The organism is Microbispora siamensis, assembly GCF_016863095.1.
Classification (GTDB): Bacteria; Actinomycetota; Actinomycetes; order Streptosporangiales; family Streptosporangiaceae; genus Microbispora; species Microbispora siamensis.
In genome coordinates, this window is sequence record NZ_BOOF01000054.1 from 30,828 (window position 1) to 56,515 (window position 25,688).

The 25,688-nt window shown below is 71.1% G+C and carries 21 protein-coding genes and 1 pseudogene; 6 read left to right on the plus strand and 16 right to left on the minus strand.

What is annotated here, in order from left to right:
- Position 1 precedes the first annotated feature (1 nt).
- Positions 2 to 475: a hypothetical protein gene (locus Msi02_RS36175; protein WP_204052313.1), complete on the minus strand. Its 474-nt coding sequence runs from the start codon at positions 473 to 475 to the stop codon at positions 2 to 4.
- Between the two features lie 455 nt (positions 476 to 930).
- Between Msi02_RS36175 and Msi02_RS36180 the strand changes: the two genes are divergently transcribed.
- Positions 931 to 1,425, plus strand: a complete 495-nt coding sequence (locus Msi02_RS36180) for a helix-turn-helix transcriptional regulator (RefSeq protein ID WP_079317866.1) — start codon at positions 931 to 933, stop codon at positions 1,423 to 1,425.
- A 95-nt stretch (positions 1,426 to 1,520) separates the two neighbouring features.
- Here the strand turns inward: Msi02_RS36180 and Msi02_RS36185 are convergent, their stop codons facing one another.
- From Msi02_RS36185 to Msi02_RS36195, 3 genes are all read right to left on the minus strand, one after another.
- Positions 1,521 to 1,745, minus strand: a complete 225-nt coding sequence (locus Msi02_RS36185) for an FmdB family zinc ribbon protein (protein ID WP_204052314.1) — start codon at positions 1,743 to 1,745, stop codon at positions 1,521 to 1,523.
- Between the two features lie 66 nt (positions 1,746 to 1,811).
- Positions 1,812 to 2,627 (minus strand): GNAT family N-acetyltransferase, encoded by an 816-nt coding sequence (locus tag Msi02_RS36190; RefSeq protein ID WP_204052315.1) that lies wholly within the window; start codon positions 2,625 to 2,627, stop codon positions 1,812 to 1,814.
- A gap of 11 nt (positions 2,628 to 2,638) precedes the next feature.
- Complete coding sequence (locus Msi02_RS36195; protein WP_204052316.1) at positions 2,639 to 3,148, minus strand: HNH endonuclease; 510 nt, start codon at positions 3,146 to 3,148, stop codon at positions 2,639 to 2,641.
- A 301-nt stretch (positions 3,149 to 3,449) separates the two neighbouring features.
- Between Msi02_RS36195 and Msi02_RS36200 the strand changes: the two genes are divergently transcribed.
- On the plus strand, positions 3,450 to 5,513 hold the full coding sequence (locus tag Msi02_RS36200; protein ID WP_204052317.1) for a prolyl oligopeptidase family serine peptidase: 2,064 nt from the start codon (positions 3,450 to 3,452) through the stop codon (positions 5,511 to 5,513).
- 10 nt (positions 5,514 to 5,523) lie between these two features.
- Here Msi02_RS36200 and purU read toward each other — a convergent pair whose 3' ends face one another.
- The 4 genes from purU to Msi02_RS36220 all read right to left on the minus strand — a co-directional run bounded on the left by purU (position 5,524) and on the right by Msi02_RS36220 (position 10,843).
- Positions 5,524 to 6,372, minus strand: a complete 849-nt coding sequence (purU, locus tag Msi02_RS36205) for a formyltetrahydrofolate deformylase (RefSeq protein WP_193208169.1) — start codon at positions 6,370 to 6,372, stop codon at positions 5,524 to 5,526.
- A gap of 120 nt (positions 6,373 to 6,492) precedes the next feature.
- Positions 6,493 to 8,418 (minus strand): tetratricopeptide repeat protein, encoded by a 1,926-nt coding sequence (locus Msi02_RS44130; RefSeq protein ID WP_204052318.1) that lies wholly within the window; start codon positions 8,416 to 8,418, stop codon positions 6,493 to 6,495.
- Positions 8,419 to 8,665: 247 nt separating this feature from the next.
- Positions 8,666 to 9,232, minus strand: a complete 567-nt coding sequence (locus tag Msi02_RS36215) for a GNAT family N-acetyltransferase (protein WP_239109065.1) — start codon at positions 9,230 to 9,232, stop codon at positions 8,666 to 8,668.
- A gap of 21 nt (positions 9,233 to 9,253) precedes the next feature.
- Positions 9,254 to 10,843 carry an NsdA family TPR-like regulatory protein gene (locus Msi02_RS36220; protein WP_204052319.1) on the minus strand — a complete coding sequence of 530 codons (1,590 nt, stop codon included), beginning with the start codon at positions 10,841 to 10,843 and terminating at the stop codon, positions 9,254 to 9,256.
- A gap of 335 nt (positions 10,844 to 11,178) precedes the next feature.
- On the opposite strand from Msi02_RS36220, the gene Msi02_RS36225 reads away from it, so the two are divergent.
- From Msi02_RS36225 to Msi02_RS36240, 4 genes and pseudogenes are all read left to right on the plus strand, one after another.
- Positions 11,179 to 11,439 (plus strand): hypothetical protein, encoded by a 261-nt coding sequence (locus Msi02_RS36225; RefSeq protein ID WP_030509616.1) that lies wholly within the window; start codon positions 11,179 to 11,181, stop codon positions 11,437 to 11,439.
- A gap of 470 nt (positions 11,440 to 11,909) precedes the next feature.
- Positions 11,910 to 12,920: a mechanosensitive ion channel family protein gene (locus Msi02_RS36230; protein WP_239109066.1), complete on the plus strand. Its 1,011-nt coding sequence runs from the start codon at positions 11,910 to 11,912 to the stop codon at positions 12,918 to 12,920.
- 212 nt (positions 12,921 to 13,132) lie between these two features.
- A pseudogene (locus Msi02_RS36235) lies at positions 13,133 to 13,492 on the plus strand (globin); the annotation flags it as partial.
- 36 nt (positions 13,493 to 13,528) lie between these two features.
- A complete protein-coding gene (locus Msi02_RS36240; RefSeq protein ID WP_204052320.1) occupies positions 13,529 to 15,079 on the plus strand; it encodes a glycoside hydrolase family 13 protein in 1,551 nt (516 codons plus the stop codon).
- A 47-nt stretch (positions 15,080 to 15,126) separates the two neighbouring features.
- Here the strand turns inward: Msi02_RS36240 and Msi02_RS36245 are convergent, their stop codons facing one another.
- The 8 genes from Msi02_RS36245 to cobA all read right to left on the minus strand — a co-directional run bounded on the left by Msi02_RS36245 (position 15,127) and on the right by cobA (position 25,679).
- Entirely contained in the window at positions 15,127 to 15,561 is a 435-nt protein-coding gene (locus Msi02_RS36245; RefSeq protein ID WP_239109067.1) for an acyl-CoA thioesterase, read from the minus strand.
- A gap of 70 nt (positions 15,562 to 15,631) precedes the next feature.
- Positions 15,632 to 17,296 carry an energy-dependent translational throttle protein EttA gene (ettA, locus tag Msi02_RS36250; RefSeq protein ID WP_204052321.1) on the minus strand — a complete coding sequence of 555 codons (1,665 nt, stop codon included), beginning with the start codon at positions 17,294 to 17,296 and terminating at the stop codon, positions 15,632 to 15,634.
- A 10-nt stretch (positions 17,297 to 17,306) separates the two neighbouring features.
- Positions 17,307 to 18,608, minus strand: a complete 1,302-nt coding sequence (locus tag Msi02_RS36255; protein ID WP_204052322.1) for a GGDEF domain-containing protein — start codon at positions 18,606 to 18,608, stop codon at positions 17,307 to 17,309.
- 233 nt (positions 18,609 to 18,841) lie between these two features.
- Positions 18,842 to 19,435 (minus strand): pyridoxamine 5'-phosphate oxidase family protein, encoded by a 594-nt coding sequence (locus tag Msi02_RS36260; RefSeq protein ID WP_204052323.1) that lies wholly within the window; start codon positions 19,433 to 19,435, stop codon positions 18,842 to 18,844.
- A 287-nt stretch (positions 19,436 to 19,722) separates the two neighbouring features.
- Positions 19,723 to 20,478, minus strand: coding sequence for a single-stranded DNA-binding protein (locus Msi02_RS36265; protein ID WP_204052324.1), 756 nt, complete (start codon positions 20,476 to 20,478; stop codon positions 19,723 to 19,725).
- A 158-nt stretch (positions 20,479 to 20,636) separates the two neighbouring features.
- A complete protein-coding gene (locus tag Msi02_RS36270; protein WP_204052325.1) occupies positions 20,637 to 22,268 on the minus strand; it encodes a GTPase in 1,632 nt (543 codons plus the stop codon).
- A 58-nt stretch (positions 22,269 to 22,326) separates the two neighbouring features.
- Entirely contained in the window at positions 22,327 to 24,450 is a 2,124-nt protein-coding gene (locus tag Msi02_RS36275; protein WP_239109068.1) for a dynamin family protein, read from the minus strand.
- Positions 24,447 to 25,679, minus strand: a complete 1,233-nt coding sequence (gene cobA / locus Msi02_RS36280) for a uroporphyrinogen-III C-methyltransferase (RefSeq protein ID WP_204052326.1) — start codon at positions 25,677 to 25,679, stop codon at positions 24,447 to 24,449. The genes Msi02_RS36275 and cobA overlap by 4 nt, the downstream gene beginning before the upstream one ends.
- Positions 25,680 to 25,688: the final 9 nt, after the last annotated feature.

The following is a 25,688-nucleotide window of genomic DNA, read 5'->3' on the forward strand; positions in this document are numbered from 1 at the left end:
GTCAGCTGTAGGAGACCGACTGCACGCTGCAGTTCGTCATCCACGGACCGGGATAGACCGGAGCCGTCGTGCAGCCCCAGGTGGCGGTCACGGTTGTGGTTCCCGCGGGGATGCTGACGCCGGCCGTGGAGCCGGTGAGGTCGTACGAATGGCCCTCGCTGCACCTGGCGGAGACGCTGACGGACGTCGTCCCGCTGGGGAGCGTCTGCGCGAACTGCCAGGCGTGCGTGGCCGGGACCGCGACCATGCTGGAGTAGGGCACCGCCCCCCCTCCGCCGTACGGTGAGGCGCCGACGGACGGGGAGATGGGGTACCAGTCCCTGGTGTCCCCGAAACTGTTGTAGTTGAGGCAGTCCACCGTGGCCTGCAGCGTGACGGTGCCGGCCATGGCAGGGCTGGGCGCGAGCGCCAGGCTCAGCACGCCGGTCGTGACGAGCGCCGCACCAAGGGCCAGCAGCCGCCGGGCTGATTTCACAGCAAACATGAGTAACGTTCTCCCCTCTGACATCGAGCACAGCGAATTCACCACCTCCCCGGGGCACCGTCAATCACCGGCGATTTCGGCAGGGCCGGAACATCGGGCCCGCAGGCATGCGAAAGCGTGCCCAGCCGAGCGCCCGAAACCCGGCGCCGGCCGATCCCGCGGCCGAAATCCGATATGCAGCGGCGACCAGAGAATTCGTACGGATGATTCGGCGAAATGTTTCGAATACCGGGACCGCCGTGATTTCCGGGCCGAGCCCGGCCGGTGAAAGTTTCAGCGCGTCATCCGTCCGCGGTGCCCGCGAGGCCGTCCGGTGCCACCCCGATCTCCACATGGCCTCGCCGCCGGTGTGGTCAGGAAAAGATGGCCGGAAGGGTAGGCCATACTGCCTCTTCTTGCGAGCACGCGTTCGGAAAAATGTCAGTCCTCGTCGTTATTGTCGAGGTATGGCCAACGTCATTCGGCACTCGCTGACCGCCGAGGAACTCGCCGCCCTCGCCCTGTCGCTCGCTCACCTCGGTGCCGGCCCGCAGTCGGTCACCGCCCGGCGCGGACTGCGCCACGCCTTCGAGCACCTCGATCTGGACGACGACGTCATCGCCACGACCCTGACCACCCTGACCACTCCGCTGCCCACCGACGTCGCCCGGCGGGCGCGGGCGGTGGCCAACGCGATCACCGCGCGCCTGGTGATCCGCATCCAGTATCACGACGCCGCGGGCCGGATGACGGTCCGCGACGTCGAGCCGGTGACCTGCCTGGTCCACGGCGAGTTCTGGTATCTGGTGGGCTGGTGCCGGATGCGCCGGTCGATCAGGGCCTTCCGCTTCGACCGCATCCTGGCGGTCGAGCCGACCGACCTGCCGGCCCGCGCCCACCTGCCGCAGCGCTACCTGCCGTTCCAACGGCGTTCGCGCACCAGGCGGCCGTCCGCGGCCTGACTCCGCCGGCCCGCGGGCGTGGGCGCCACGCCCACACCCGCGGGCCGCACGGCCTTACAGGCTTACACGTGCCGCACGGCCGGACACAGCACCGTTCAGCCGCCGCAGCAGCCACCGCCGCAGCAGCCGCCACCCCCGCCACCCGCAGGACGGGGAGCGGAGGCCCCGGACGCCCTGCCCGTGACGGCCACGGTGGACAGCAGCTTCACGGTGTCGTCATGGCCGGAGGGGCAGACCGCCCGGTCGGCGGCCTCCGCCATGGGACGGTTGAGCTCGAACGTCGATCCGCACGCGCGGCAACGGTAGTCATAGCGAGGCATGCGTCCAGATTACGGCCCGGCGCGGCGACCGCGAGCGCCATGGGGGAAGCACGGAGAAGCAGCAACTCAGGCGAAGTGGATGGTGGCGTAGTCGGCGATGGGCCGGTAGCCGAGCCGCTGGTAGATGGAGTTCGAGGTGGGGTTGCTCAGATCGGTGAACAGCAGCACCTCGGTGGCACCGTCGTCGAGCGCCTTCCTGCTGGCCGCGTGGGTGACGGCGCTGCCGTACCCACGTCCGCGCAGGCCGGGCGGGGTGTAGACGGGGCCGATCCGCGACATGCCGGCGATCGGCGCGGAGACACCGGCGACGGACACGGGCCGGTCGTCGTCCTCCCACAGGACGAGTTCCTCGCGGTTGACCCGCGCGGCGACGACCGGGGTGGGATCGGCCGTGCGCTCGACGTGCGCCTCCTCCTGGAACTCCCGGAAGAAGCGCACGGCGGTCGGCAGGTCGTCGGGGCCGGCGACCCGGGGCTTCCCGGGCGCGGAGGGAGCCCGCAGCGCGCCGAGACGGTAGAGGCGCTCGGCCCGGCGGCGCGTCTCCGGCCGCCACCAGGCGCGGGCGAACGCCTCGGCGACGGCCACCGGACCGCCGACCGCGGGCACGTCGTGGTCCATCTCGATGAGGTCGCGCGCCAGCAGGGGAAGCGCCGCGAGCGGGACGTCGCCCAGCGCGAGCGGGTAGGGCGGTGTCTGGCAGGCCGCCCCCGCCACGGCGTCGCCGTCCTCCAGCCAGGCCAGCAAAGGCTCGGCCGTGAACTGGCCGCCGCGGATCCCGCGCAGCACGGTCAGCATGACCGTGTTGCGGACGGGATCGCGCAGCAGCCAGGGCTCGGCCGCCGCGGCGTACTCCTCCACGTCGGCGGTGAACGTCCAGTTCATGACGTCACCGGTCAGGCCGCCGTCTCCGACAGGTAGGGCGCCCACTGCGGATCGCCGTCGAGTTGCGCGCCGATGAGCCGCCAGTGCGCGCCGTGCGGCACCACGGGGGCCACGCGCAGCGCCCACCCGAGTTCCTCCAGCAGCCTGTCGGCCTTCCGGTGGTTGCACGGCATGCACGAGGCGACGCAGTTCTCCCAGGTGTGGGGGCCTCCCCGGGATCGCGGGATGACGTGGTCGATGGTCTCGGCCCGCTGGCCGCAGTAGGCGCAGCGGAAGTTGTCCCGGCGCATCAGCGCCGCCCGGGTGAGCGGGATGCGCGTCCGGTAGGGGATGCGGACGTAACGCCGGAGCCGGATCACCGATGGAACGTCGAGCGTACGGGTGGCCGAGCGCAGAACCGCGCCCCTGCCGTCGCGGTGGACGACGTCCGCCTTCTCTCTCAGCACCAGGATGACGGCCCGGTGCAGGGAGAGCGTGGTCAGCGGTTCGTATGTGGCGTTGAGTAGCAGGACTTGGCGCATCAGCCGGCCTCCACAGCGGTCTCGGCTGTGCGCCTGGGTTGTGGCCCCGTCGGTTGGGACCCGGGTGCTTCCGTCACAGGGACCTCCGCCGGACGGCCCAGCGGATCGTCACCACGGCACCGCCCTTCACCAAAGTGTGGCCTTTTCGGCGGCCCCTTCGCCACCCCATAAAAAGGGTCCGTGAGGTGAACGACTGGGACGCCTGCTGCTTCTATGCCCAGCAGTTCACCCCTTTATTCCCGTCTTGGCCGGGTACGGACGATGTACCGTCGCAGTCGTCCGGCTGATTTAAAGTGCCAGCATGAGCCGAGTGCCGTACCCACCAGCCCGCCGTGACGACATCGTCGACGATCTCCACGGAACGCCCGTCCCCGACCCGTACCGGTGGCTGGAGGATCCGGACGATCCGGCGACGAAGGAGTGGCTGGACGCGCAGGAGACCCTGTTCCGGTCCGCCGAACTCGAGGGGCGCGACCACTTCCGCGAGCGCATCGCCGAACTGCTGCGATCCGGGTCGGTGGGGACGCCGTCCTGGCGCGGCGAGCGCCGCTTCTTCACCCGCCGGGCCCCCGACCAGGAGCACCCGGTGCTGTACGTCGCGGACGGGAACGGCGAGCGCGTGCTGCTCGACCCCACCGCCCTCGACCCCTCGGGCCTGACCACGCTCGACTCCTACCAGCCGGACAAGGAGGGCAACCGGCTGGCGTACCAGATCTCGGTCGGCGGCGACGAGGAGTCGCGCCTGTACGTCGTCGACGTGACGACCGGAGAGGTCGTCGAGGGGCCGATCGACCGCTGCCGCTACTCCCCCGTGGCCTGGCTGCCCGGCGGGGAGGCGTTCTACTACGTGCGCAGGCTGGCGCCCTCGCTGGTCCCGGCCGGCGAGGAGCAGTACCACCGCCGCGTCTACCTGCACCGCGTCGGCACCTCCCCCGACGACGACGTGCTGATCTTCGGCGAGGGCCTGGAGAAGACCAACTACTACGGAGTCTCGGTCTCCCTCGACGGCAGATGGCTGTCGATCTCCGCCTCACGGGGGACGGCCCCGCGCAACGACCTGTGGGTGGCCGACCTGGTCGCCTCGTCGCCCCAGGCGCCGGAACTGGTCGTGGTGCAGCAGGACGTCGACGCCCAGACCGGGCTCCACTTCGGCCGCGACGGGCGGCTCTACGTCTTCACCGACCTCGACGCCTCGCGCGGGCGGGTCTGCGTCACCTCCCCGGAGACACCGGGCCCCGAGCACTGGCGCGACCTGATCCCCGAGGACGCCGAGGCGGTGCTGTCCGACTTCGCGATCCTCGACGGCATGGCCGAGCCGGTCCTGCTCGTGGGCTGGACCCGGCACGCGATCGGCGAGATCTCCGTCCACGCCCTGGAGAGCGGCGAGCGGATCGGCGAGGTCCCGCTGCCGGGGCTCGGCTCGATCGGCGGGATCTCCGAGCGTCCGGAAGGCGGGCACGAGGCCTGGTTCAGCTACACCGACGGCATCACCCCGACCGCGGTCTACCACTACGACGCGCTCACCGGCGAGACCTCCCTCTGGGAGGCGCCTCCCGGCGCGGTGGAGGTGCCCGAGGCGACGACCGAGCAGGTCGTCTACCGGTCCAAGGACGGCACCGAGGTGCGCATGCTGATCACCTCACGCCCCGGCTCCGGGCCCCGTCCCACCATCCTGTACGGCTACGGCGGCTTCGGGGTCCCGATGAACCCGGGGTTCTCCGCCACGACGCTGGCCTGGGTCGAGGCGGGCGGCGTCTACGTGGTCGCCCAGCTTCGCGGCGGCGGCGAGGAGGGCGAGCAGTGGCACCGGGACGGCATGCTCGGCAAGAAGCAGAACGTCTTCGACGACCTGCACGCGGCGGCCGAGCATCTCATCGCCACCGGCGTCACCAGCCCGGACCGGCTCGCCATCTCCGGCGGCTCCAACGGCGGCCTGCTCGTCGGCGCGGCCCTCACCCAGCGCCCCGACCTGTACGCGGCCGTCGTCTGCCTGGCCCCGCTGCTCGACATGGTCCGCTATGAGAAGTTCGGTCTCGGGGCGACCTGGAACGTCGAGTACGGCTCGGCCGACGTGCCGGAGGAGTTCGCCTGGCTGTGGAGCTACTCGCCCTACCATCATGTGCGCGAGGGGGTGTCGTACCCGGCCACGCTGTTCGCCGTGTTCGCCTCCGACACCCGCGTCCATCCCCTGCACGCGTGGAAGATGGCGGCGGCCCTGCAGCACGCCCAGGCGGGCGACCGCCCGATCCTGCTGCGCAACGAGACCGAGGTGGGGCACGGCGCCCGGGCGGTGAGCCGATCGGTCGAGCTCTCGGCCGACCAGCTCGCGTTCATGGCCCGGCACACCGGCCTGAAGGTCGGCTGAGGCGCAGAGGTCAGCGCGGGAAGATGACGGTCTTGTGGCCGTCCAGCAGCACGCGGTGCTCTGCGTGCCAGCGGACGGCCCGGGCCAGCGCCTGGCATTCGAGGTCACGGCCGATCGCGGCGAGGTCCTCGGGCGAGTGGGTGTGGTTCACCCGCGCGACCTCCTGCTCGATGATCGGCCCCTCGTCGAGGTCGGGCGTCACGTAGTGGGCCGTGGCGCCGATCAGCTTCACGCCCCGGGAGTACGCCTGGTGGTACGGCTTGGCGCCCTTGAACGACGGCAGGAACGAGTGGTGGATGTTGATCATCCGCCCGGCGAGCTTGGCGCACATCTCCTGTGAGAGCACCTGCATGTAGCGGGCGAGCACGACCAGGTCGGCCTGGTAGTGGTCGACCAGCGTGAGGATCTCCGCCTCCTGCCGCGGCTTGGTCTCCGCGGTGACCGGCAGGTGGTGGTAGTCCACGCCGTACGACTGGGTGAGGGGGCGCAGGTCCGGGTGGTTGGACGCGACGCCCACGATCTCGATGGGCAGCAGGCCCGAGCGCACCCGGTAGAGCAGGTCGTTGAGGCAGTGGTCGAACCGGCTGACGAGCACCAGCGCCCGCGTCCGCACCGCGAGGTCGAAGAGCTGGAACTCCATGGCGAACTCCGGCGCGAGCGAGGCGAACGCGGCCCGCAGTTCGTCGGCGGCGCACCCGCTGGAGAACTGCACGCGCATGAAGAACCGCTCCTCGACCGGGTCGCCGAACTGCTGGCTCTCGATGATGTTGCAGCCCTTCCCGGCCAGCAGCCCGGAGACGGCCGCGACCACTCCGGGCCGGTCCGGACAGGACAGGGTCAGCACATATTCAGCGCTCATGCTCAGATCCTCGACGGGTGACGGTGTCGGCTTCAAGGGTAGGGCCAGCCGATCGGAGGGTGCGGGCAGGTGGAGGCGATCATGGCGGGCGGCCGGCCGCCCGCCGTCATCGTCCCCGCCTCAGCCCTCCTTCTCGTGCCGCTCCAGCGCCGCGCGCACGTCGGGGTCGCCGGGAGCAAGGGCCAGCGCCCGGCGCAGGTCGAGCAGCGCCTCCCGGCCCCGGCCGAGCGCGTCGAGCGCGGTGGCCCGGTTGAAGTACAGGGCCGCGTCCTCGCCCAGCTTGATCGCCCGGGTCAGGTCGTCGACGGCGCCTTGTGCGTCACCGGTCTCGAACCGCAGGGTCGCGCGGTTCGCCCAGGCCGACGCCAGGCGGGCGTCGGCGGCCAGCGCCGCGTCGAAGGCCAGGGCGGCCTCCGCGTAGCGGCCGGCCTCGGTCTCCAGTTGCCCGAGCACGCCGTGCAGGTGCGCGTTGCCGGGGTCCAGCGCGAGCCCCGCCTCGACGTCGCGCCTTGCGGCCTCGTGCTCGCCGAGCATCTCCAGCACGCCGGCCCGGTTGACGTACGCGTCGAGGTAGCCGGGGTCGAGGTCGAGCACGTGGTCGAGGTCGGCCCGGGCGCCGTCCAGGTCCCCGGCGGCCAGGCGCAGCTCCGCCCGGTTGTAGTACGCCTCCGGCAACGGCGGGCTCACCCGCATCGCCGTCTCGTAGTCGGCCAGCGCCTCGTCCGTACGTCCCAGCTCGAACAGCAGGTTGCCCCGGTCCAGATAGTGGTCGGGGAAGCCCGGGTCGATCGCGACGGCCCGGTCGAAGTCGGCCAGCGCCTCCTCCTTGCGGCCCAGTCGCGCGAGGAGCTGCGCCCGGTTGGCGAACAGCACCATCCGGTGCACGGGGTGGGCGTCCGGCGGAAGGTCGCGCTCGGCCAGGTCGATGGCCGACCGCACCAGGCCGAGCGCCTCGTCGACCCGCCCCTCGCGCAGCTCGATCAGCGCGCGGCCGTTCTGGTCGAACCCGAGCTTGAAGGCTCGGGTCCGCCGGTCGGGCAGCAGCGTGGAGATCGCTATCGCCTCGTTGATCCAGCCCCTGGCCCTGGCCAGGTCGCGCCGCGCCGGATCGCGGTCACGCGCGTCGAGCATCGCCGTGCCGTACGCGGCGGCGGCGTGCACGGCCGGATCGACGCTGACCCGCCGGGCCTGGTCGTACAGCTCCTGCGCATGCTCCCGCCGGCCCAGCCCCGCCAGGGCGGTCGCCGTGCGGTGGGTGAAGCGCCACCACAGGTCGGAACCCGGCTCCACCAGCCGCAGGCCGCGCGAGCCCAGCTCCACGACCGCGTGCAGGAAGCCTTCGGTGACGCAGTGGTCCACTGCCGCCCACAGGGCCTGCGCCGCCGCGTCCAGGTCGCCGCCGTGCTCCAGGTGGTAGGGCACCGCGCCCAGGGCGTGCTCCGCCGCCGCAGCGTGGCGCCTCAGCTCGGCGGCGCGCCGGTCGTGCCGGCGCGCCCGCTCCTCCGGCGGCAGCGACAGGTACGCCCGGTAGGCCCGGGGGTCGTCGGAGGTGCAGTCGGAAGCGACGTAGTCGTCGGGCGGCCCGCCCTGAGCCCGCGCCTCCACCAGCCGCGCGCCCTCCCACGAGCCCTCCCATCGGGGCTCCGCCGAGCCCACGGCCAGCGTCAGATCCGGCACCCGGCGCGCCAGGACGCGCAGCAGTTCGCGGTCGGCCGGATCCGCCTCGTGCAGGTTGTCCACCAGCAGCGTCCGCGGCCCTTCGAGGCAGTCGCGGACGAACTCGGCGATCCCGTTGGCGATCCGCAGCGTGCGTCGCGGCGCGGGCACGAGAATCCGCTCGTCCTCCGTCAGGCGGGCCTCGATGGTCTCCCGTCGCGCCGGCACCCGAGGGCGCAGGCTGGGAGCGACGGCGCGGATCTCGATGTCGTGTTCCGCCACCAGGCCCGGGGAACGCTCCAAGGCGACCGGGACGAGGGCGCGCAGGATCGCGCCACCGACCGTGTACGGACCGCGTAGCCTGCGGTGCCCGTTGACGATGGGCGCCATGGGAGGCGGAACCTCCGGAGCAAGTGCTCGGAGGGCCGCTACGCGGTCCCGGGAGAGGTCTCCCCGGACCCAGATGTGGCTCGGGTGGTCCCTCACCCCTTGTGGATGACGCTCGAGGTGCCGCTCAGCTTGGTCGTCCCCGGCTTACGGATAATGATCTTCTTCATCATGCCTCTTTCCCCACTCTTGCGGACAAGGCACAAGTATTCGCAGGGATCAGCTATCCGCCAAGGGATGGAAGCATTATCTATCGGGAGAAAAGTGGAGAGACTACGGCATTTAGCTGCTTCTCGATATAAATCACCACGTTGTCGCCACGTACCTCGCGCCGCAGCTCCCGCCACCCGGATTTGCGGTAGAGCTCCAGCGCGGCGACCTGACGCAGGGTGGTGTCTCCGCGCAACGTCCTGTAGCCGAGCCGGCGCGCCCGATCCTCGAGCTCCTGCGTGATCTGCGCGCCGTAGCCGCGCCGCTGGTGATCGGGGTGGACCCGGAGCCGGCACATCTCGGCCGTGTCGGCGTCGATGCGCCGCAGGCCACCCATCGCGACGAGCCCCGCCCCCGGCACCTCCCCCACCAGGAAGTCACCCCCGGCAGCCAGGTAGACCTCGGTGATCCGGGGGAAGTCGTCGTCGTAATAGACGCCGTCGCCCGGCACGACGCCCACCTGGGCCAGGCCGATCTGGTGGAGGGACCACACCGCGTCGAGGTCGGACCAGCGGTACCGCCGGATCCTCAGTGGCGCGGTCCCGCTCTCCCCGCCTCTCACGGGATCTCCCGGCTCGAGATCTCCCGCCAGCGCGTCTCCTGCCACACGTCCTCCTCGCTACCCACGTCACCCGGCGTCCCGGAGCAGTTCCGGCGGGATCGTGACCCGGCTCTGCTTGATCACCTCACAGAAGGCCTGCAGCGGGGCCGAGTCGCCGTACTTGGCCCTGATCGCCTTCGCCAGGTCGTACGCCGGTTTGAGCAGCAGGTCGGTCCGGTAGTCCTTGTCGACCAGCTCGATGGCCTCCTGGCCGAGCTTGAGCGCGGCCTCGACGTCGCCGTCGATGAGCCGGCACATCGCCCGGTCGAACCGGATCAGGGTCTGGTCGAGCAGGTCCTCGTCCGTGTACTTGTCGAGCGCCTGCTGCAGGATCACGTCGGCCTCCACGGTCTGCCCCAGCTTCACCAGGACGTCGCCCTGGTAGAAGTAGAGCTGCCGCTCGGTGTAGCCGAACGCCGGGTCTTCCCTGTCGCTGTCGTTCATCTGCTGGAAGGCCGCCCTGGCGCGGTGCAGGGCCCGCTTGGCCTGTTCGACCACCTCGTGCCGCGAGCCGTTGACACCGGCGATCTTCGCCAGCGCCCTCGCCTCGACGACGGGGGCCATGGTCCGCGCGGCGCAGGGGGTGTGGCCAGCCAGGTCGCGGCTCTTCTTCGCCAGCATGAGGGCCTCACGCGGGTCGCCGTAGTAGAGCGGGACCAGCGCCTCACGGGCGGTGACCCAGGCACGCAGGGCCCGGTCGCCGGTCTCGTCCGCCGCCATCCGTCCGGTGCGGAAGAACGAGCGGGCCATCCGCTGGTCCCCGAGGTCGATCATGATCATCCCCGAGAGCCCGGCGAGCTGGGCGGCCATCCGGCACAGCCGCTCCTGCACGTCGACGGGCTGCCGGCGGTCCAGTGCCTTGCGTACGGCGGTGAACTCCAGCATGACGTCGCAGAGCAGCCGTACGGGCGGGGTGTTCATGTACTGCCGCCCGAAACCGGACGTGGCCTGCTCCCACTGGTCGAGCATCGCCGGCGAGACGGTGGCCGTGACCATGGTCTCGTCCATCCGCCGGCGAAGGTTCTCCACCGCGCCGAGCACCTCTTCGTTGAGCTCCTTGAGCCCAGCCACCCCGACGGTGCCGCCGGCGAGGAGCCTCAACAGCGTCCTCCGTAGCACGTTCTCGTCCTCCTCGCCCCCGTCCACAGGAGGGGTGCCGGCGCCCGACGGGGCCGGCGCACCCCACGGAGCGGGTGAAGTGATAGGTCTGTCCTGTTCCTGATCGCCACCACCTGATTCGGCCAGGTGTCCGTGGCCGCAGATGCACGGGCTTTCGAACCCGAGGGCCAGCGGTTCCACCCGGTAGACCGAGCACAGGTAGTGGAGATACTCCGGGCCGGGCCGCTTCATGCCCGACTCGTACGCGGACAGTAGCGTCTCGCCGATGCCGGGGACGGCTTTTCCGTCTCTCTCGAAGAGAGCGCGCACCTGCTCGATCACATCGGCGAGCGCCACGCCGTGCGAAAGGCGATGTGCCTTGATCCGAGTCGTGCCGAACTGCGGTCCGCAGTCGTTGTGGATCTCCTCGGCGATCTCGGCCAGGCTCCGCCCGGCGGCCAGGCCCCGCGCCCGGATGCGGCGCGCGATCTCTGTCTCCCTGTGTTGCCGACCGGACATTCCGGCCCCTCTCTCGTGGCCGGCCGCACTCGCAGCCCGTGGTCTCGAGCGGTCCTCGCTTCGTGACGGAGAGTGACTTACTCGTCGCGCTCCGACCACACCATAATGATGGACCATAGTTGGCGCGGCCAAGCCCCCAACTTGGACGTGCCGACTAAGGATCGTCTCCCGATAGGGGTTTTCTTTCAACCAACATGGGTTTTCCTTCACCGCGGCCGCTTCTCGCCCTCGTTGACCCGAGCAGTTCCGTGAGCCATCTTTGGCGCACCAGAGTGAACAGACGGGAACGCAAAGTACACATTCCGCCCGCGAACGGAAATTAAGGAGGACCTACGGTGGGGGAGGACGATTTCCGGCGCCTGGAACATCTGGTGGCCGAACTCGACGCGCGGGGCTTACTCGCGCGAGTCGTGCGCACCCCGTCGGGCCGCGCCTACGTACGCGTGATCAATCCCGACGCGACGAGCCTCACGGAGAACGTCGTCTGCCAGGCGGCCGACTACTGGTGGTCCTGGGGTGAACGGATGCACCGGGCGGACGACCCCGCCGGAGCGGCCACGAAGGTGGCCCGCGTGCTTGCCGCGGTGAGCGAGTAGGGGAAGGCGGCGGCTCCGCGGTGAAAGCGACAGTGATGAAAGCGCAGTCGCCGTGGGCCGCCGCATCCACCGCGGCCTCAGGGGGCGGGCGGGACGCCCGGTGCGGAGCATGGCCGTCGTGCCGCCCCGGCGTGACGGCCACGCTGCGGCGTCCCGCCCGCCCCGACCCCGTCCGCATCTCGCGGCCGACCGGTTCGCCGGTCGTCATGGACCGCCGTCCGGCCCTGTCGAGCAGGTGGGGCCGGACGGTGATCGAGGGGGATCCCGCTTGGAGAACGGCGCCGGGCGCGCTTCCGGGTGCGCGCCCGCGTCCTGCCACACCGTCACTGGAGCGTGTCCGGTCCGCCCTCCGCGGCCCCGGACGGGACGCGCTTCCGTCTTCCCCGGCGATGTGACGGAGGCCGGATCAGTCGGCAGTATTGGCTACGTTCAAGAACTGCCGTTGATCCGATCCGGGGGGGATCCACCTCGTGTTACCGCTGTCGCCCGCGACGCCCAGTCCTGCGCCGACCGTGCCCGACCTGACCGAGGCGGCCGCGGCTGTGACGAAGGCGTGCGAGAAGAGCGAGGGCGTCTTCTGCACGGTTCTCAACAGCGCCTTCCCGGACCGGGACTTCCCGGCCTGGGTGCAGCTCGTCGCCGGCGTCGTCGACGTGCTCGTGATGCTCGTCCTGATCCTGGCCGGAGCGCTGATCATCCGGAACGTCGTGCACAGGCTGATCACCCGGCTCACCATGCGGGCCAGCGTCGGGGTGCTGCCGGAGCGGCTGCGCGGCAAGAACGTGCTGACCAGCACGGAGGCCGCGGCGGCGATCATGACGGAGCGCCGCAGGGCGCGCGCCGAGACGATGGGCTCGGTGCTGCGGAGCCTCGCATCGGTCGTGATCCTGGGCACCGCGGCGTTGATGGTCTTCGCGAAGCTCGGGGTCGAGCTGGCGCCGCTGCTCACGAGTGTCGGCATCATCGGTGTGGCGGTCGGCTTCGGCGCCCAGGAGCTGGTCAAGGACTTCATCGCCGGCATGTTCATGCTGCTGGAGGACCAGTACGGCGTGGGCGACGTGATCGACACCGGAGTGGCCGTCGGCACGGTGGAGGCGGTCACGCTGCGCATCACCCGCCTGCGCGACGCCGACGGCAAGGTCTGGTACGTGCGCAACGGCACGATCACCCGGGTCGGCAACGAGTCGCAGGGCTGGTCGAGGGCCCTGGTGGACGTGCCGGTGCCGTACGACAGCGACGTGGCGACGGTCCGCGAACTGCTCAACGGCATCGCGCACGACCTGTGGGAGGACCCGGAGTACCGGGACACGGTCATCGTCGAGGAGCCGCAGGTCTTCGGCCTGGAGTCGGTCTCGGGCTCGTCCGTCATCTTCCGGATCAGCGCGAAGACCGTGCCCGCGCGGCACCTGGAGGTCGCCCGTGAGCTGCGCCTGCGGGTGAAGCGGGCCTTCGACGAGAAGAGCCTCACCTTCGCCGCCTGACCTTACCGATCGGTAGCTGACCAGTGCCCCTCCCGCCGATCTTTGCCCCGTCGCGTCGCCCAGAGCGGCACCTCGCTGCGTTGTCGTCGTCGCCGATAACGCTGTTATCGGCTCCTCCTCCGCCTTGCGATGCACCACTCTGGACACCGCTCCGACCGGGCAAATCTCGTCGATCGCGGCACTAGGCTGAAATCGTGACCAGCGAGCAGACCCTGTCCTTCTACGAGGCGATCGGCGGCGAGGAGGCCTTCGAGCGGCTCGTCCGCCGGTTCTACGAGGGCGTCGCGGAAGACCCGCTGCTGCGCCCGATGTACCCCGAAGAGGATCTCACCGGGGCGGAGGAGCGGCTGCGCCTGTTCCTCATCCAATACTGGGGCGGCCCGAGGACCTACAGCGAGCAGCGCGGCCACCCCCGGCTGCGGATGCGGCACGTGCCGTTCGTCATCGACGAGGCGGCACGGGATGCCTGGCTCAGGCACATGGGCGACGCCGTGCGTTCCCTCGGCCTGCCGGCCGAGCGCGAGAAGGAACTGTGGGACTACCTCGTCTACGCCGCCCACAGCATGGTCAACGCATAAGTAACGGAAACAGCGGGCAGCCCAAGACTCATGGAAACAACCCCCTGGTGGCGTGATGCCGTTGTCTATGAGATCTACGTCCGCAGTTTCGCCGACGCCTCCGGCGACGGTACGGGCGACCTGGCGGGAATCCGCGACCGCCTGCCGTACCTCGCCGAGCTCGGCGTCGACGCGATCTGGCTGACCCCCTTCTACCCCTCCCCCATGGCGGACGGCGGCTACGACGTGGCGGACTACCGCGACGTCGATCCGTTGTTCGGGTCGCTGGCCGACTTCGACGACCTGGTCGCCGACGCGCACGCGCACGGCCTGCGGCTGATGGTGGACATCGTGCCGAACCACAGCTCGTCGGCCCACCCCTGGTTCCAGAAGGCCCTGGCGTCCCCCAGGGGCTCCCAGGAGCGCGAGCGGTACATGTTCAGGGACGGCGGTCCCGAGGGCGGCGGAAGCGGCCACGGAGAGCCGAACAACTGGCTGTCGACCTTCGGGGGCCCGGCGTGGACCCAGGTGCCCGACGGGCAGTGGTACCTCCACCTGTTCGCGCCCGAGCAGCCCGACTTCAACTGGCGCAACCCGGAGGTGCGGGAGGAGTTCCTCGACATCCTGCGGTTCTGGCTCGACCGGGGGGTGGACGGCTTCCGGATCGACGTCGCGATGGGGCTGATCAAAGCGGAGGGGCTGCCCGACACCGATCCGGGCTTCACCTCGAAGTCGCCGATCTGGAGCCAGCCGGAGGTGCACGACGTCTACCGCGACTGGCGGCGGGTGCTCGACTCCTATCCCGGCACCCGGGTCGCCGTCGGCGAGGTCTGGACCGACTCGGCCGAGGACCTCGCACTGTACGTGCGGCCCGACGAGCTCCACCAGAGCTTCAACTTCGCCTGGCTTGAGGCCCCCTGGTCGGCCACGGCCTTCCGAAAAGTCATCGACGACACCCTCAAGGCCGTCACCTCGCCGACCTGGGTGCTGTCCAACCACGACGTCGTACGGCACGTCACCCGCTACGGCCAGGGGTCGCTCGACCCGGGGGCCGGTCTGGCCCGGGCCCGCGCGGCGTTGCTCGCCATGCTCGCCCTGCCGGGGTCGGCCTACCTGTACCAGGGCGAGGAGCTCGGGCTGCCCGAGGTCACCGACCTGCCTCCGGAGGCGCGGCAGGACCCGATCTTCGCGCGGTCGAACGGCGAGGTGCCGGGCCGCGACGGCTGCCGGGTGCCGCTGCCCTGGTCGGGCACCGAGCCGCCGTACGGCTTCGGGCCCGGCGGGTCGTGGCTGCCGCAGCCGACGGACTGGGCGGACCTCACGGCCGAACGGCAGGCGGCCGACCCGTCCTCGACGCTGTGGTTCTACCGCCGGGTGCTGCAGGCGCGCCGGGAGCTGCGTGGCACGCTGCCCGACGCGATCACCTGGCTGGAGTCGCCGGAGGAGACGCTGTTCTTCCAGCGGGGCCGGCTGATCTGCGTGATCAACTGCGGTGAGGGCGCGGTCGCGCTCCCGCCCCACGACCAGGTGCTGGTCACCAGCGGCCCGCTCGACGGCACCGACCTTCCCGCCGACACCGCGGCCTGGCTGCTCACCGGCTGACCTCGCCCGTCTCCGGACCGGCCGCAGGATCGCGCCGTCGCGGCCGGTCAGGGAGCGGCGGAGAAGCGCTTGAGGTACGCGAGCTCGTCCTCGTCGAGCCTGCGGGGGCGGGCGGCCGCCGCGTCGTAGGCGACCATGACCGTGCGCGCCTCGACGTAGAGCGTCTCGTCGTCGCGGATCTCGTACGCGAGGGTGAACCGGACCCTGGAGATCTCGGTGACCCACACCTCGACGCGGACGGGATCGGCGCGGAAGGTCAGGGGCCGCCGGTAGTCGATCTCGTGCCGGGCGACCACCAGGTCCTGCCGGCGGCCGGCGGTCTCACGCGGCCGCTCCCACAGCATGGACACCCGCGCGTCCTCGAGGTAGTCGAGGAACCGGACGTTGTTGACGTGGCCGAAGCTGTCGATGTCGGCGAAGCGCACCTTGCGCTCGAAGACGAAGCGGGTCAGCTGCTCTGGAGGATGGCGTAGCTCGGTCACCGGTCAAACCTAACGGGCCCCGTCCCCCGCTCGGCGGCGGGGGCACGGGGCCCGCGGAAGTGAACTCGGCTCAGTCTCGGGTGAGCTTGCGGTAGGTGACCCGGTGCGGGCGGGCGGCGTCCGCGCCCAGCCGCTCGATCTTGTTCTTCTCGTAGTCGGCGAAGTTGCCCTCGAACCAGAACCAGTTCGAGCCCTCTTCCCACGCCAGGATGTGGGTGGCGATGCGGTCGAGGAACCACCGGTCGTGCGAGGTGATCACGGCGCAGCCCGGGAAGTCGAGCAGCGCGTTCTCCAGGCTGGACAACGTCTCGGTGTCGAGGTCGTTGGTGGGCTCGTCCAGGAGCAGCACGTTGCCGCCCTGCTTGAGGGTGAGCGCGAGGTTGAGCCGGTTGCGCTCGCCGCCGGACAGGACGCCCGCGAGCTTCTGCTGGTCGGGGCCCTTGAAGCCGAACGCCGCGACGTACGCCCGCGAGGGCATCTCGACGTTGCCGACCTTGATGTGGTCGAGCCCGTCGGAGACGACCTGCCAGACGTTCTTGCTCGGGTCGATGCCGGCCCTGCCCTGGTCCACGTACGAGATCTTGACGGTCTCGCCGACCGTGATGGATCCGGTGTCCGGAGTCTCGGACCCCGTGATCATCCGGAACAGCGTGGTCTTGCCGACGCCGTTCGGGCCGATGATGCCGACGATGCCGTTGCGCGGCAGGTCGAAGGACAGCTCGTCCATGAGCAGCCGGTCGCCGAAGCCCTTGCTCAGCTTCTCGGCCCGGATGACCGTCGTGCCCAGACGCGGGCCCGGCGGAATCTGGATCTCCTCGAAGTCGAGCTTGCGGTACTTGTCGGCTTCGGCGGCCATCTCCTCGTAGCGCTGGAGACGGGCGCGGCTCTTGGTCTGGCGGGCGCGCGCGTTGGAGCGCACCCACTCCAGCTCCTCCTCCAGGCGCTTCTTGCGCTTGACGTCCTTCTGGCCCTCGACCTTCAGACGCGCGGCCTTGGCCTCCAGGTAGGTGGAGTAGTTGCCCTCGTAGGCATAGCAGCGGCCGCGGTCGAGCTCCAGGATCCAGCCGGCCACGTTGTCGAGGAAGTAACGGTCGTGGGTGACGGCCAGGACGGTGCCGGGGTACTTCTCCAGGTGCTGCTCCAGCCACTGGACGCTCTCGGCGTCGAGGTGGTTGGTGGGCTCGTCGAGCAGCAGCAGGTCGGGCTGCTCCAGCAGCAGCTTGCACAGCGCGACCCGGCGCCGCTCGCCACCGCTGAGCGTGGTCACGTCCGCGTCGGGCGGCGGGCAGCGCAGCGCGTCCATGGCCTGTTCGAGCTGGCTGTCGAGGTCCCACGCGTTGCGGTGGTCGAGCGCGTCCTGCAGGCGGCCCATCTCCTCCAGCAGCTCGTCGCTGTAGTCGGTGGCCATCTGCTCGGCGATCTCGTTGAACCGGTCGAGCATCGCCTTGGTCTCGGCGACGCCCTCCTCGACGTTCCCGAGCACGGTCTTCGACTCGTTGAGCGACGGCTCCTGCAGCAGGATGCCGACGGTGAAGCCGGGCATCAGCCGGGCCTCGCCGTTGGACGGCTGCTCCAGCCCCGCCATCATCTTGAGCAGCGTCGACTTGCCCGTGCCGTTCGGGCCCAGGACACCGATCTTGGCCCCCGGCAGGAACGACAGCGTGACGTCGTCGAGAACCACCTTGTCACCGTGCGCTTTGCGCACGCGCTGCAACGTGTAGATGTACTCCGGCATACCTTCAAGCCTAGGGGATCGCACCGGCAGCGCCGTCCGCGCTGCGGGGAGGTGGGGCCACTGGGGCGGCTGGGAGGCAAACCCTGTCCCTGCCGAGCTCTTTCGCACGGTAGAGGGCGAGGTCGGCGGCGGCCAGCAACTCGATCAGGTCCTCGCCGTGAACGTTCATGATGGCCACGCCGGCCGACACCGTGACCGTGATCGTCGCCTGCTCCGCGGGGACCACCATCCGGCCCACCCGGGTGCGCAGCCGCTCGGCCACCCGCCTCGCCTCGTGCACGTCGGCGCCGGGCAGCAGCACGACGAACTCCTCGCCGCCGAAGCGTCCCACCACGTCGTACTCGCGCAGTTGCGTACGGAGGGTGGCCGCCACCTGGGCGAGGACCTGGTCGCCCACCAGGTGGCCGTAGGTGTCGTTGACCTTCTTGAAGTGGTCGATGTCCACCAGGACCAGCGCGAGGGCGTCCCCGGTCCGCTGGGCCCTGACGATTTCGGTGTCCGCTTCCCGCTGCCAGGCGGCCGCGTTCAGCAGGCCCGTCTTCGGGTCCGTACGGGCCGCGGCCTGGAGCTGGGCGTGCAGCAGGCTCCGCTGGAGCAGCACGACGGGCGGCAGCACGAGCAGCAGCAGCGCCAGGTTGAGGCCGCAGACGACCGCGACGAGCACGCCGAGGCAGAGCTCGACCGCGTCGAGCAGGACGCGTTCGCGGTCCCACAGGACCTCGCCCCAGCGGCCCTCCGGGTCGGACGCGTGCGCCGCGACCGCGATCAACGCGGTGTTGAGCACCGTGAACAGCACCGCGCAGGCCGCCGCGATCGCGATCGGCCCGCCCTCTCCCGCCGACAGGTGCGCGGGGACGGAAACCGAGCGATGGAAGACGGCCGAGGCGGAGGCCGCCGCGAGCCCGATCGCCGCCGCGCTGAACACGCGGCGATACAGCACAGTCGCCCGCACCCTGAGCTGCAGCAGGATCTGCATCGGTATGGGCGCGAGCAGGGCGTAGACCGGCGGAAGCAGGAACGCCACCGGCAGCCACCAGGCGGACAGCAGGTCACGGGACACACCGGCGGGCATGCCGAGGCGGCGGGTCGCCTCGATGCACACCGCACCGCACGCGGTGAGCGCCCCGAACATGGCGACGTGGTGAGCGTGGAACGCGGTCGACTTCGCCAGAACCGCGATCAGGACCGCGTCGAACACCACGATCGCGCACACGTAGGACACGAGGGCGGGCGGCTGGGCCAGCAGCGGCCAGCGACTTCGCGAGCAGATCGCGCTTCGCGGCCTGGCCGAGGTCTGACCGGTTGCCGTCATCCCGCCCCCCAGTAGCCGAGCCCAGTAGCCGAAGCCCATCTCACGATGAGTAACACAATAATTGCGGAGGGTGCGATGCGCGACGGGAACCACTACCTTGGCACGATGGCCATCTGCATCTGATGGGCTAAGGGGGCTTCTGCGGCGGTTTGCCCGACCCGGGATTCGCGCTGCTCCGGCCGGGGCCGTGGTGCCTTCCAGGGCGGCGAGCAGGCCGGCTCCACCCGCCGGTGCTATGGGGTGCGGGGAAGCGGCGGCAGCGGCAGGGGCAGACCAGGCAGGCCGTCGATGCTGGTCGCGACGTGCTCCTTCTTGTGGAAATACGCGTCGAGCGACTCATCGGTCTCGCGTTCGAAACGCGACCCGTGCAGCGGGCGGTCCCCTTCATAGGTCATGAACGGGACGGCGTACCCGCACGTGTCACGGATCTTCTCGGCGGTCACGACGATGATCGCGCGCAGCCCGTGCCGGCTCGGGTCGATGTCCGGGAAGTGGCGCATCAGGCCGGCCCACCGTGGATCGTCGCGGAAGACCGGCTCTCCGCGACCGTGCACCCGCACGATGTTGGGAGGGCCGTCGAAGGCGCACCACATCAGGGTGATGCGGCCGTTCTCGCGCAGATGGGCGATCGTCTCGGCGTTGCTGCCGGCGAAGTCGAGGTAGGCCACGGTGAGCTCGTCGAGCACGGCGAACGATCCGCTCAGGCCCTTGGGCGAGAGGTTGACTGTGCCCTCGCCGTCCAGCGGCGCCGTCGCGGTGAAGAAGATGTGCTGCGCCTCGATGAAGGCGCGCAGTCTCCCGTCTATCCGCTCATAGCTCTTCCCCATGAGCCGATTATGACCGGGGTGATCCGGTTGGCCAGGAGCGGGGATGGCGCAGCCGGAGCGGCCCGCGGTGACCTGCGGATGGCGTCCGCAGGCAGCGGGCCCGACGACGGCTCTGCCCTTTGGCCCGCTGGGTCGCGGCGGGCCAAAGAAGCGAACATCTCAGCGGCGACCACCTCCAGCCGCCGCCGGACACGCGCGAGTTCCCCGGGGATCACGCCTATCGCGCTACTCCCTGCCTGTCGCTGCCTGAACCGACCGGACGCACACGGCCGACCTGCGAGACACTGCTACGCCGCCAGTGCGGGTGGGAGCCAGGCGGCCTCGGCGCTTTCCCGCGCGCCGCGCTCCGGGCCCGTCGCCCCGTCCAGCGCGCCGTCCGTCGCGCTTTCCTCCGTGCCGGTCTCCCCTGTGCCGGTGTCCCCCGTGCCGGCGGCCGGCGATGTCGCGTCGCCCTGCCAGGCTCCGTCGGCGTGGTGGGCGCCGGCGGTTCCCCGCGTTCCGGCCGCCGCCAAGGCCGTGCCATTCGTGCTCCGTTCGCCGACGAGGGCGTCGAACGCCTCGTCGCCGCCTCCGTCGACGACGGGCGCCGCGCCGAGGGCGGCGGGACCGGTCAGCTCCCACTCCCGCGTCGCGTCCTCCATCGCATGGCGCTCGTCGTCGCTCGGCGCGCCCGCCGAGTAGGCCCGGATCGGCTTCTCGAACGTGGCGATGCCCCACTTCAGGTCATGGCCCACCGAACTGGCCTCGATCTCCGCCCAGAACCGCTGCTCGCCGTCGCGCTCGAACTGCTTGATCCGCAGCTTGCCGTACACCACGACCGGGTGGCCCTTGCGGATCGACTGCTGCACGTTGTCCGCCAGGCCCCGGTAGCAGCGCACGGTGTAGTAGGTGGTGTCCCTGGTCTGCCAGGTGTTGGTCTGCTGATCGAGGACGCGCCTGTTGACGGCCATCCGCATCGAGGTGACACGCGAGCCGTCGCGGAACTGGTACTGCCGGGGGTCGTCGGTGACGTTCCCGCTCAGCGTGACGTAGATGTCGTTCATCGAAGTGCCTCCCCGGCCCGGTCACTCGCCGGGCTCGGGGGACACACTGGCCGCGCCCCCCACCGCCGCACGGGCCAGAAACCCGTTCTGTGGACGAAGCCGCGCCTGTGGACAACGCTTCCGGCTCGTGCACGCAGCCGCCGGGCGAGGGCAGGCGGTCAGCGCCGGGCGGCCGCCATCGCGCCGAAGAACTCGTTGTAGCGGTTCAGCTCGCGCTCGACCGGCTGGACGACCATGTCCTGCGCCAGGACGCCCACGCGACGTCTCATGTCGTGCTCCAGCCGGTCGCGTTCCTTGCCCGCGGCGAGCACCACGAAGTTCCTGCTCGCCATGGCTGAGAACAGGCCGAGCCCGAGGACGCTGATCATCATCAGCCCCACCCAGGGCAGCACGGCCACGTCACCGAGGACCTCGGCCGGCGGACGGCCCGCCTTGAACACGCCGTACGCGAGGATCGCGCCCGCCCAGGCGAGGCTCGCGACGAACATGACCACCAGGAGGTACTGCCAGATCTTCAGCAGCCACCACCAGGCGGGCACCCGGTCGAGCGGCGGAGCCACCTCCGACAGCTCCTCCGACAGCGCCTCGGGAAGCTCGTCCGCCCGCGAGCGGGCCGCCTCGCGCACGCCGTCGCGCCACACTTCGGGCATGCCTCCCGTCAGCCCGTCGGCGAGCGCCTGCACCGCGTTGTCCACCTCGGCTGGCTGGGCGGTGACGGCACTCGCGACCAGGCCGCGGACGTCGTCCTTCACGGCCCCCAGGCGCAGGCTCTTGAGCGGGTCGGGCCGCAGCCGCGCCGCCCAGCGCGCGTACGGCCAGCCGACCCAGTCGCCGGACCGGACGGCGTACACGTTCTCGAGGGCCTCGCCCAGCGCGGAGACGCCGATCGCGTCGCACAGCGCGTCGACCAGCCCGGCACGCCGCGCGCCGTCCACTGTGGGCTCGACCCGCAGCAGCTCCGGCACGTCCTTCACCAGGCGCAGCACCAGCCGGTCGAGGTCGGCCTCCAGGCGCTGGTAGGCCGCACGCCGGGCGGCCACGGACTCGGCCAGCACGGCCTTCAGGCTGTCCACGCCCTTGCCGGTGGTGGCGGACGTCGCGACCACCCGGGGGTGGGTGACGCCCTCACGCCGGAGAAGATCCTCCAGGTCGGCCACGCACTCCGCCTGCTCCTCCGGAGTGAGCCGGTCGGACTGGTTCAGCACGAAGACCGTCACCGCGTCGTGCCCGGTGAGCTCGGTCACGTAACGCCGGTGCACCGAGGCGTCGGCGTACTTCTGCGGGTCGAGCACCCACACGATGAGGTCGGCCACCTGGATCAGCCGGTGGGCCTCGTGGTCGGTGAGCGCGCGGATCGAGTCGTGGTCGGGCAGGTCGAGCAGGATCAGCCCGTGCAACTGGCTCTCGCCCTTGTCGAGGGCGCTGGCGCGGGCGAACCGGTGCCGCCACTGGATCTGCAGCCAGTCGAGCAGCGGGCCCGCGCCGTCGATGCCCCACACGCAGGCGTGGGTGCGCGCCGTGGTCGGCCTGCGTACGCCGATGGGCGAGAGCTCCAGCCCGGAGACGGCGTTGAACAGGGACGACTTCCCGCTGCCCGTGCCACCGGCGAGCGCGACGACCGTGTGGTCGGACGACAGCTTGAGCCGGTCGCCCGCGCGTAGCAGGAGCTGGGCGGCCTCCGTGAGCAGAGCCGGGTCGAGCCGCCCCTGTCCCAGCTCGACGATCTTGGCCAGGGCGGCGAGCCTGGAGCCGAGCCCGTGCTGGGTTTCGGCGGTGCTGACAGCCGTCATGGATTCCTCACCGTTGTGCCGGAGGCGTACCCGGGCGTGATCTGCCGGATCGACTCCGTCATCGTGCGACCTCGAGGTTGTACGTTGCCTGGTAGAGCCGCGTTGCCGCGGCCTCGTCCGGGATGCCAGCGCTGTCGAGCGCGTCGACGTACCGGAGGGTCTCCTCGTCGAAGAGCAGTCCGACGCGAGCGCGCAGGTCGCTGCGGGCCTTGGCGCTGATGTTGCGCAGCGACTCGGCGCCGAGCAGGCCGCGCAGCAGCCGCTGGGGCAGCGCGCCGGCGCCCGCGCCCGCCGGCGCGTCCGTGGCGCCGTAGCCGAGCAGGCCGATCATGAAGATCAGCGAGAGCGACTCCACGTCGAAGGAGATCAGCTTGGCCACCGAGCGCTTGGTCACGCCCTCGGTGCGGATCAGTTCGGTGACGTGGTCCTGCCAGGCGGTGATGGTCCTGGTGGTCCTGCGGACGATCTCCTCCGAGGGGCGGCCGAGCCCGGGTGTCGCGGCCAGGCGGTCGCCCGCGCCCGCCCGCTGCCGCCAGCGCGCCACGGCCTCCTCGGCGGCCTGCTGGACGGCCGAGTTGACCAGCGCTTCGAGGCCCGCCCGCAGGGCGGCCTTCAGCCCGCGCACCCGCTCGGGGCCCTGCTGGTGGCCCTTGGCGCCGCGGCGCAACTGGAGCGTGCGCATGAGGTCGCCGGAGCCGGCGAAGTCCTGCCATCGCGCGAGCACCTCTCCGCGCAGCAGCGAGCCGTCCCTGGTCGCCTCGTCGATCCGCGCCAGGGCGCCCATGTACGCCGCGTCGACGTCGGAGCGCAGATCGGCGCGCAGGGCGACCTGGGTTTCGAGGTGCCGGGCGAGCGCGGGCAGGCGGGTGCGGAAGCTGTTCAGCACGCCGTTCAGCGTGGCCTTGACCGCCGCCTCCCGCCGCTCGTCGTCGACAGACAACGCGGACAGCCACATGCGGAGATCCGCGATCTCGATCTCGGGCAGCCGCCCGTCCTGTACGGACGTCTCGTTGATGACGAAGCGCTCGACCTCGCCCAGGCCGTACTCGTTCAGCATCCGGCCGAAGTGCTTGACGACGACCTCGCGGGACTTCGGCGGCACGCGGGACAGCACGATGACCAGGCGCGCCCCGCGCTCCTTGGCCCGGCGCAGCAGGCCCCAGGACGGCGCGTCGGCGTACCGGGACGCCGTGGTGACGAACACCCACAGGTCGGCGGCGTCCAGCATTCGGTGCGCGATCTCGTGGTGCTCCTCCACGACCGAGTCGATGTCGGGCGTGTCGAGCAGCGCGAGCCCCCTGGGCAGGGACGGGCTCGACGTCAGCACCACACTGCCGGGCGGGGCGTCCCGCCTGGGTTCTTCGAGCCTTTCCAGGCCGCCCAGGAGATCGCCCCGCGCGTACCACTCGTGGTCGCCGGGGTGGCACACGATCACGGGCGTCGCCGTGGTCGGGCGGCGCACCCCCGTGGCCGAGACCTTCCCCCCGGCGAGGGAGTTGACGATGGTGGACTTGCCCGCCCCCGTCGAACCGGCCACGGCGATCAGCGCGGGCGCGGTGCTCATGTGGACGCGCGGGATGACGTAGTCGTCGAGCTGCGCCAGGACCGCCGCCTGCGCCTTGCGCGCCTCCTCGGCACCCGGCACGTCGAGGCCGAAGTGCAGGCCCTTCACCGCCGTACGGAGCTGGTTGAGCGCCTCGGTCAGCGCCGCCGAGACCGGCTCCGGCATCGGGAACGAACGGACCCCGTCGTCGTCGGCGTCCTCCGCGTTCCCGGCGTCCTCGACGTTCTCGGCCTCGTCGGCGTTCTCGTCGTCCTCCGCGTGCTCCGCATGCTCCGCGTCTTCGGCGCCCTCCGAGTCGTCCTCACGGTGCTCCGAGACCTCAAGGTCCTCGGCATTATCCGCGTCTGCCGCGTCTTCGGCGTCCTGTTCGCCGTCCTCGATCGCATCCTCCGCCGCGTCGGCGACGGACCCGTCGGACGGGGCGGACGGCCGCCCGCGCGAGCCCGAGGGATCCGAAGCGGGCTCCGGTGGGGGCTCGTCGTCGCGGATCGGGCGGAACGCGATGGTCTGCTCACCCGGCGACTCCGGGTGCTCCCCGATGTCCGGCTCCTCGGTCACGGCGTCGCCGGAACCCGCACCGGTCCCGTGGTCGGGCGTGTTCCTGGCTGCCGATCTCACGGGACCCGCTCCGCTCGCACCATTTCGATCTCCTGGCCGACCTTGACGACCTCGCCGACGATCACGATCGCCGGAGGCCGCACTCCGGCCGCGGTCACCCGTTCCGCCACGGTCGACAACGTGGCGGCAACGGCTCGCTGGGTCGGAAGAGTACCGTCCTGTACCACCATCACGGGAGTTTCCGGTGAACGTCCGTCTCGCACCAGCGTTTCGGCGATCTCCTTGATCCGTTCGACCGCCATGAGAAGTATCAGGGTTCCGGCCGATCTCGCCAATCCGGGCCAGTCGACGGTGGACCTGGGGTCACCGGGCGCGACGTGCACGGAGATGACGTGGAACTCCTGGCTCACCCCGCGATGGGTGACCGGGACCCCGGCGGCCCCGGGGACCGCGACCGCGCTGGTGATGCCGGGCACCACGGTCACCGGGATGCCCGCCCGGGCACAGGCGAGCATCTCCTCGCCGCCGCGGCCGAAGACGAACGGGTCGCCGCCCTTCAGCCGTACGACGAACCTGCCCTTGCGGGCGTGCTCGATGAGCAGTTCGTTGATCTTCTCCTGGGGCAGCGACCGGCCGTACGGCACCTTCGCCGCGTCGATCAGCTCGACGTCGGGCGACAGCTCGTCCAGGAGCGCGCGCGGGGCGAGCCGGTCGGCCACGACCACGTCGGCCTGGGCCAGGAGCTGGCGTCCCCGCACGGTGATCAGGCCGGGGTCGCCGGGACCGCCGCCCACCAGCGCGACGCCGACCGGCTTGGTGCGGTGCCGCCGGGCGTCCACGGTTCCGTCGCGCAGCGCGCCCACGATCGCGTCGCGGATGCCGGCCGCGCGGCGGGGGTCTCCACCGGCGGTGACCGCCACGCCGATCTCCTCCACCCGCCCGCTGGCGGGGGTCCAGGCCGCGGAGGCGTCCTTGTCGTCGGCCCGCACGCACCAGATGCGCTTGGCCTCGGCCTCGGCGGCGACCGCGGTGTTGACGTCGCGGTGGTCGGTGCAGGCGTGCACCAGCCAGGCGCCGTCGCAGTCGCCGACCTGGTAGGGCCGCCGCTCCCAGGTCACCCGGCCCGTGGCGATGAGGTCGTCCAGCGCCGGGGTGACACTGGGCGAGACCAGGGTGACGGAGGCTCCGGCGTCGAGCAGTGCGGGGACCCGTCGCTGAGCGACGCGTCCGCCGCCGACCACGAGCACACGCCGCCCGTCGAGGCGGAGGCCGAGCAGGTAGGGCGCCATGACCCCTGT

Excerpts from the sequence above, each read along its gene's own strand:
- Msi02_RS36180 (WP_079317866.1), top strand. The coding sequence starts at position 931 with ATGGCCAACGTCATTCGGCACTCGCTGACCGCCGAGGAACTCGCCGCC.
- Msi02_RS36185 (WP_204052314.1), bottom strand. The coding sequence starts at position 1,745 with ATGCCTCGCTATGACTACCGTTGCCGCGCGTGCGGATCGACGTTCGAG.
- Msi02_RS36190 (WP_204052315.1), bottom strand. The coding sequence starts at position 2,627 with ATGAACTGGACGTTCACCGCCGACGTGGAGGAGTACGCCGCGGCGGCC.
- Msi02_RS36195 (WP_204052316.1), bottom strand. The coding sequence starts at position 3,148 with ATGCGCCAAGTCCTGCTACTCAACGCCACATACGAACCGCTGACCACG.
- Msi02_RS36200 (WP_204052317.1), top strand. The coding sequence starts at position 3,450 with ATGAGCCGAGTGCCGTACCCACCAGCCCGCCGTGACGACATCGTCGAC.
- purU (WP_193208169.1), bottom strand. The coding sequence starts at position 6,372 with ATGAGCGCTGAATATGTGCTGACCCTGTCCTGTCCGGACCGGCCCGGA.
- Msi02_RS44130 (WP_204052318.1), bottom strand. The coding sequence starts at position 8,418 with ATGGCGCCCATCGTCAACGGGCACCGCAGGCTACGCGGTCCGTACACG.
- Msi02_RS36220 (WP_204052319.1), bottom strand. The coding sequence starts at position 10,843 with ATGTCCGGTCGGCAACACAGGGAGACAGAGATCGCGCGCCGCATCCGG.
- Msi02_RS36240 (WP_204052320.1), top strand. The coding sequence starts at position 13,529 with ATGGAAACAACCCCCTGGTGGCGTGATGCCGTTGTCTATGAGATCTAC.
- ettA (WP_204052321.1), bottom strand. The coding sequence starts at position 17,296 with ATGCCGGAGTACATCTACACGTTGCAGCGCGTGCGCAAAGCGCACGGT.
- Msi02_RS36255 (WP_204052322.1), bottom strand. The coding sequence starts at position 18,608 with ATGACGGCAACCGGTCAGACCTCGGCCAGGCCGCGAAGCGCGATCTGC.
- Msi02_RS36260 (WP_204052323.1), bottom strand. The coding sequence starts at position 19,435 with ATGGGGAAGAGCTATGAGCGGATAGACGGGAGACTGCGCGCCTTCATC.
- Msi02_RS36265 (WP_204052324.1), bottom strand. The coding sequence starts at position 20,478 with ATGAACGACATCTACGTCACGCTGAGCGGGAACGTCACCGACGACCCC.
- Msi02_RS36270 (WP_204052325.1), bottom strand. The coding sequence starts at position 22,268 with ATGACGGCTGTCAGCACCGCCGAAACCCAGCACGGGCTCGGCTCCAGG.
- cobA (WP_204052326.1), bottom strand. The coding sequence starts at position 25,679 with ATGGCGCCCTACCTGCTCGGCCTCCGCCTCGACGGGCGGCGTGTGCTC.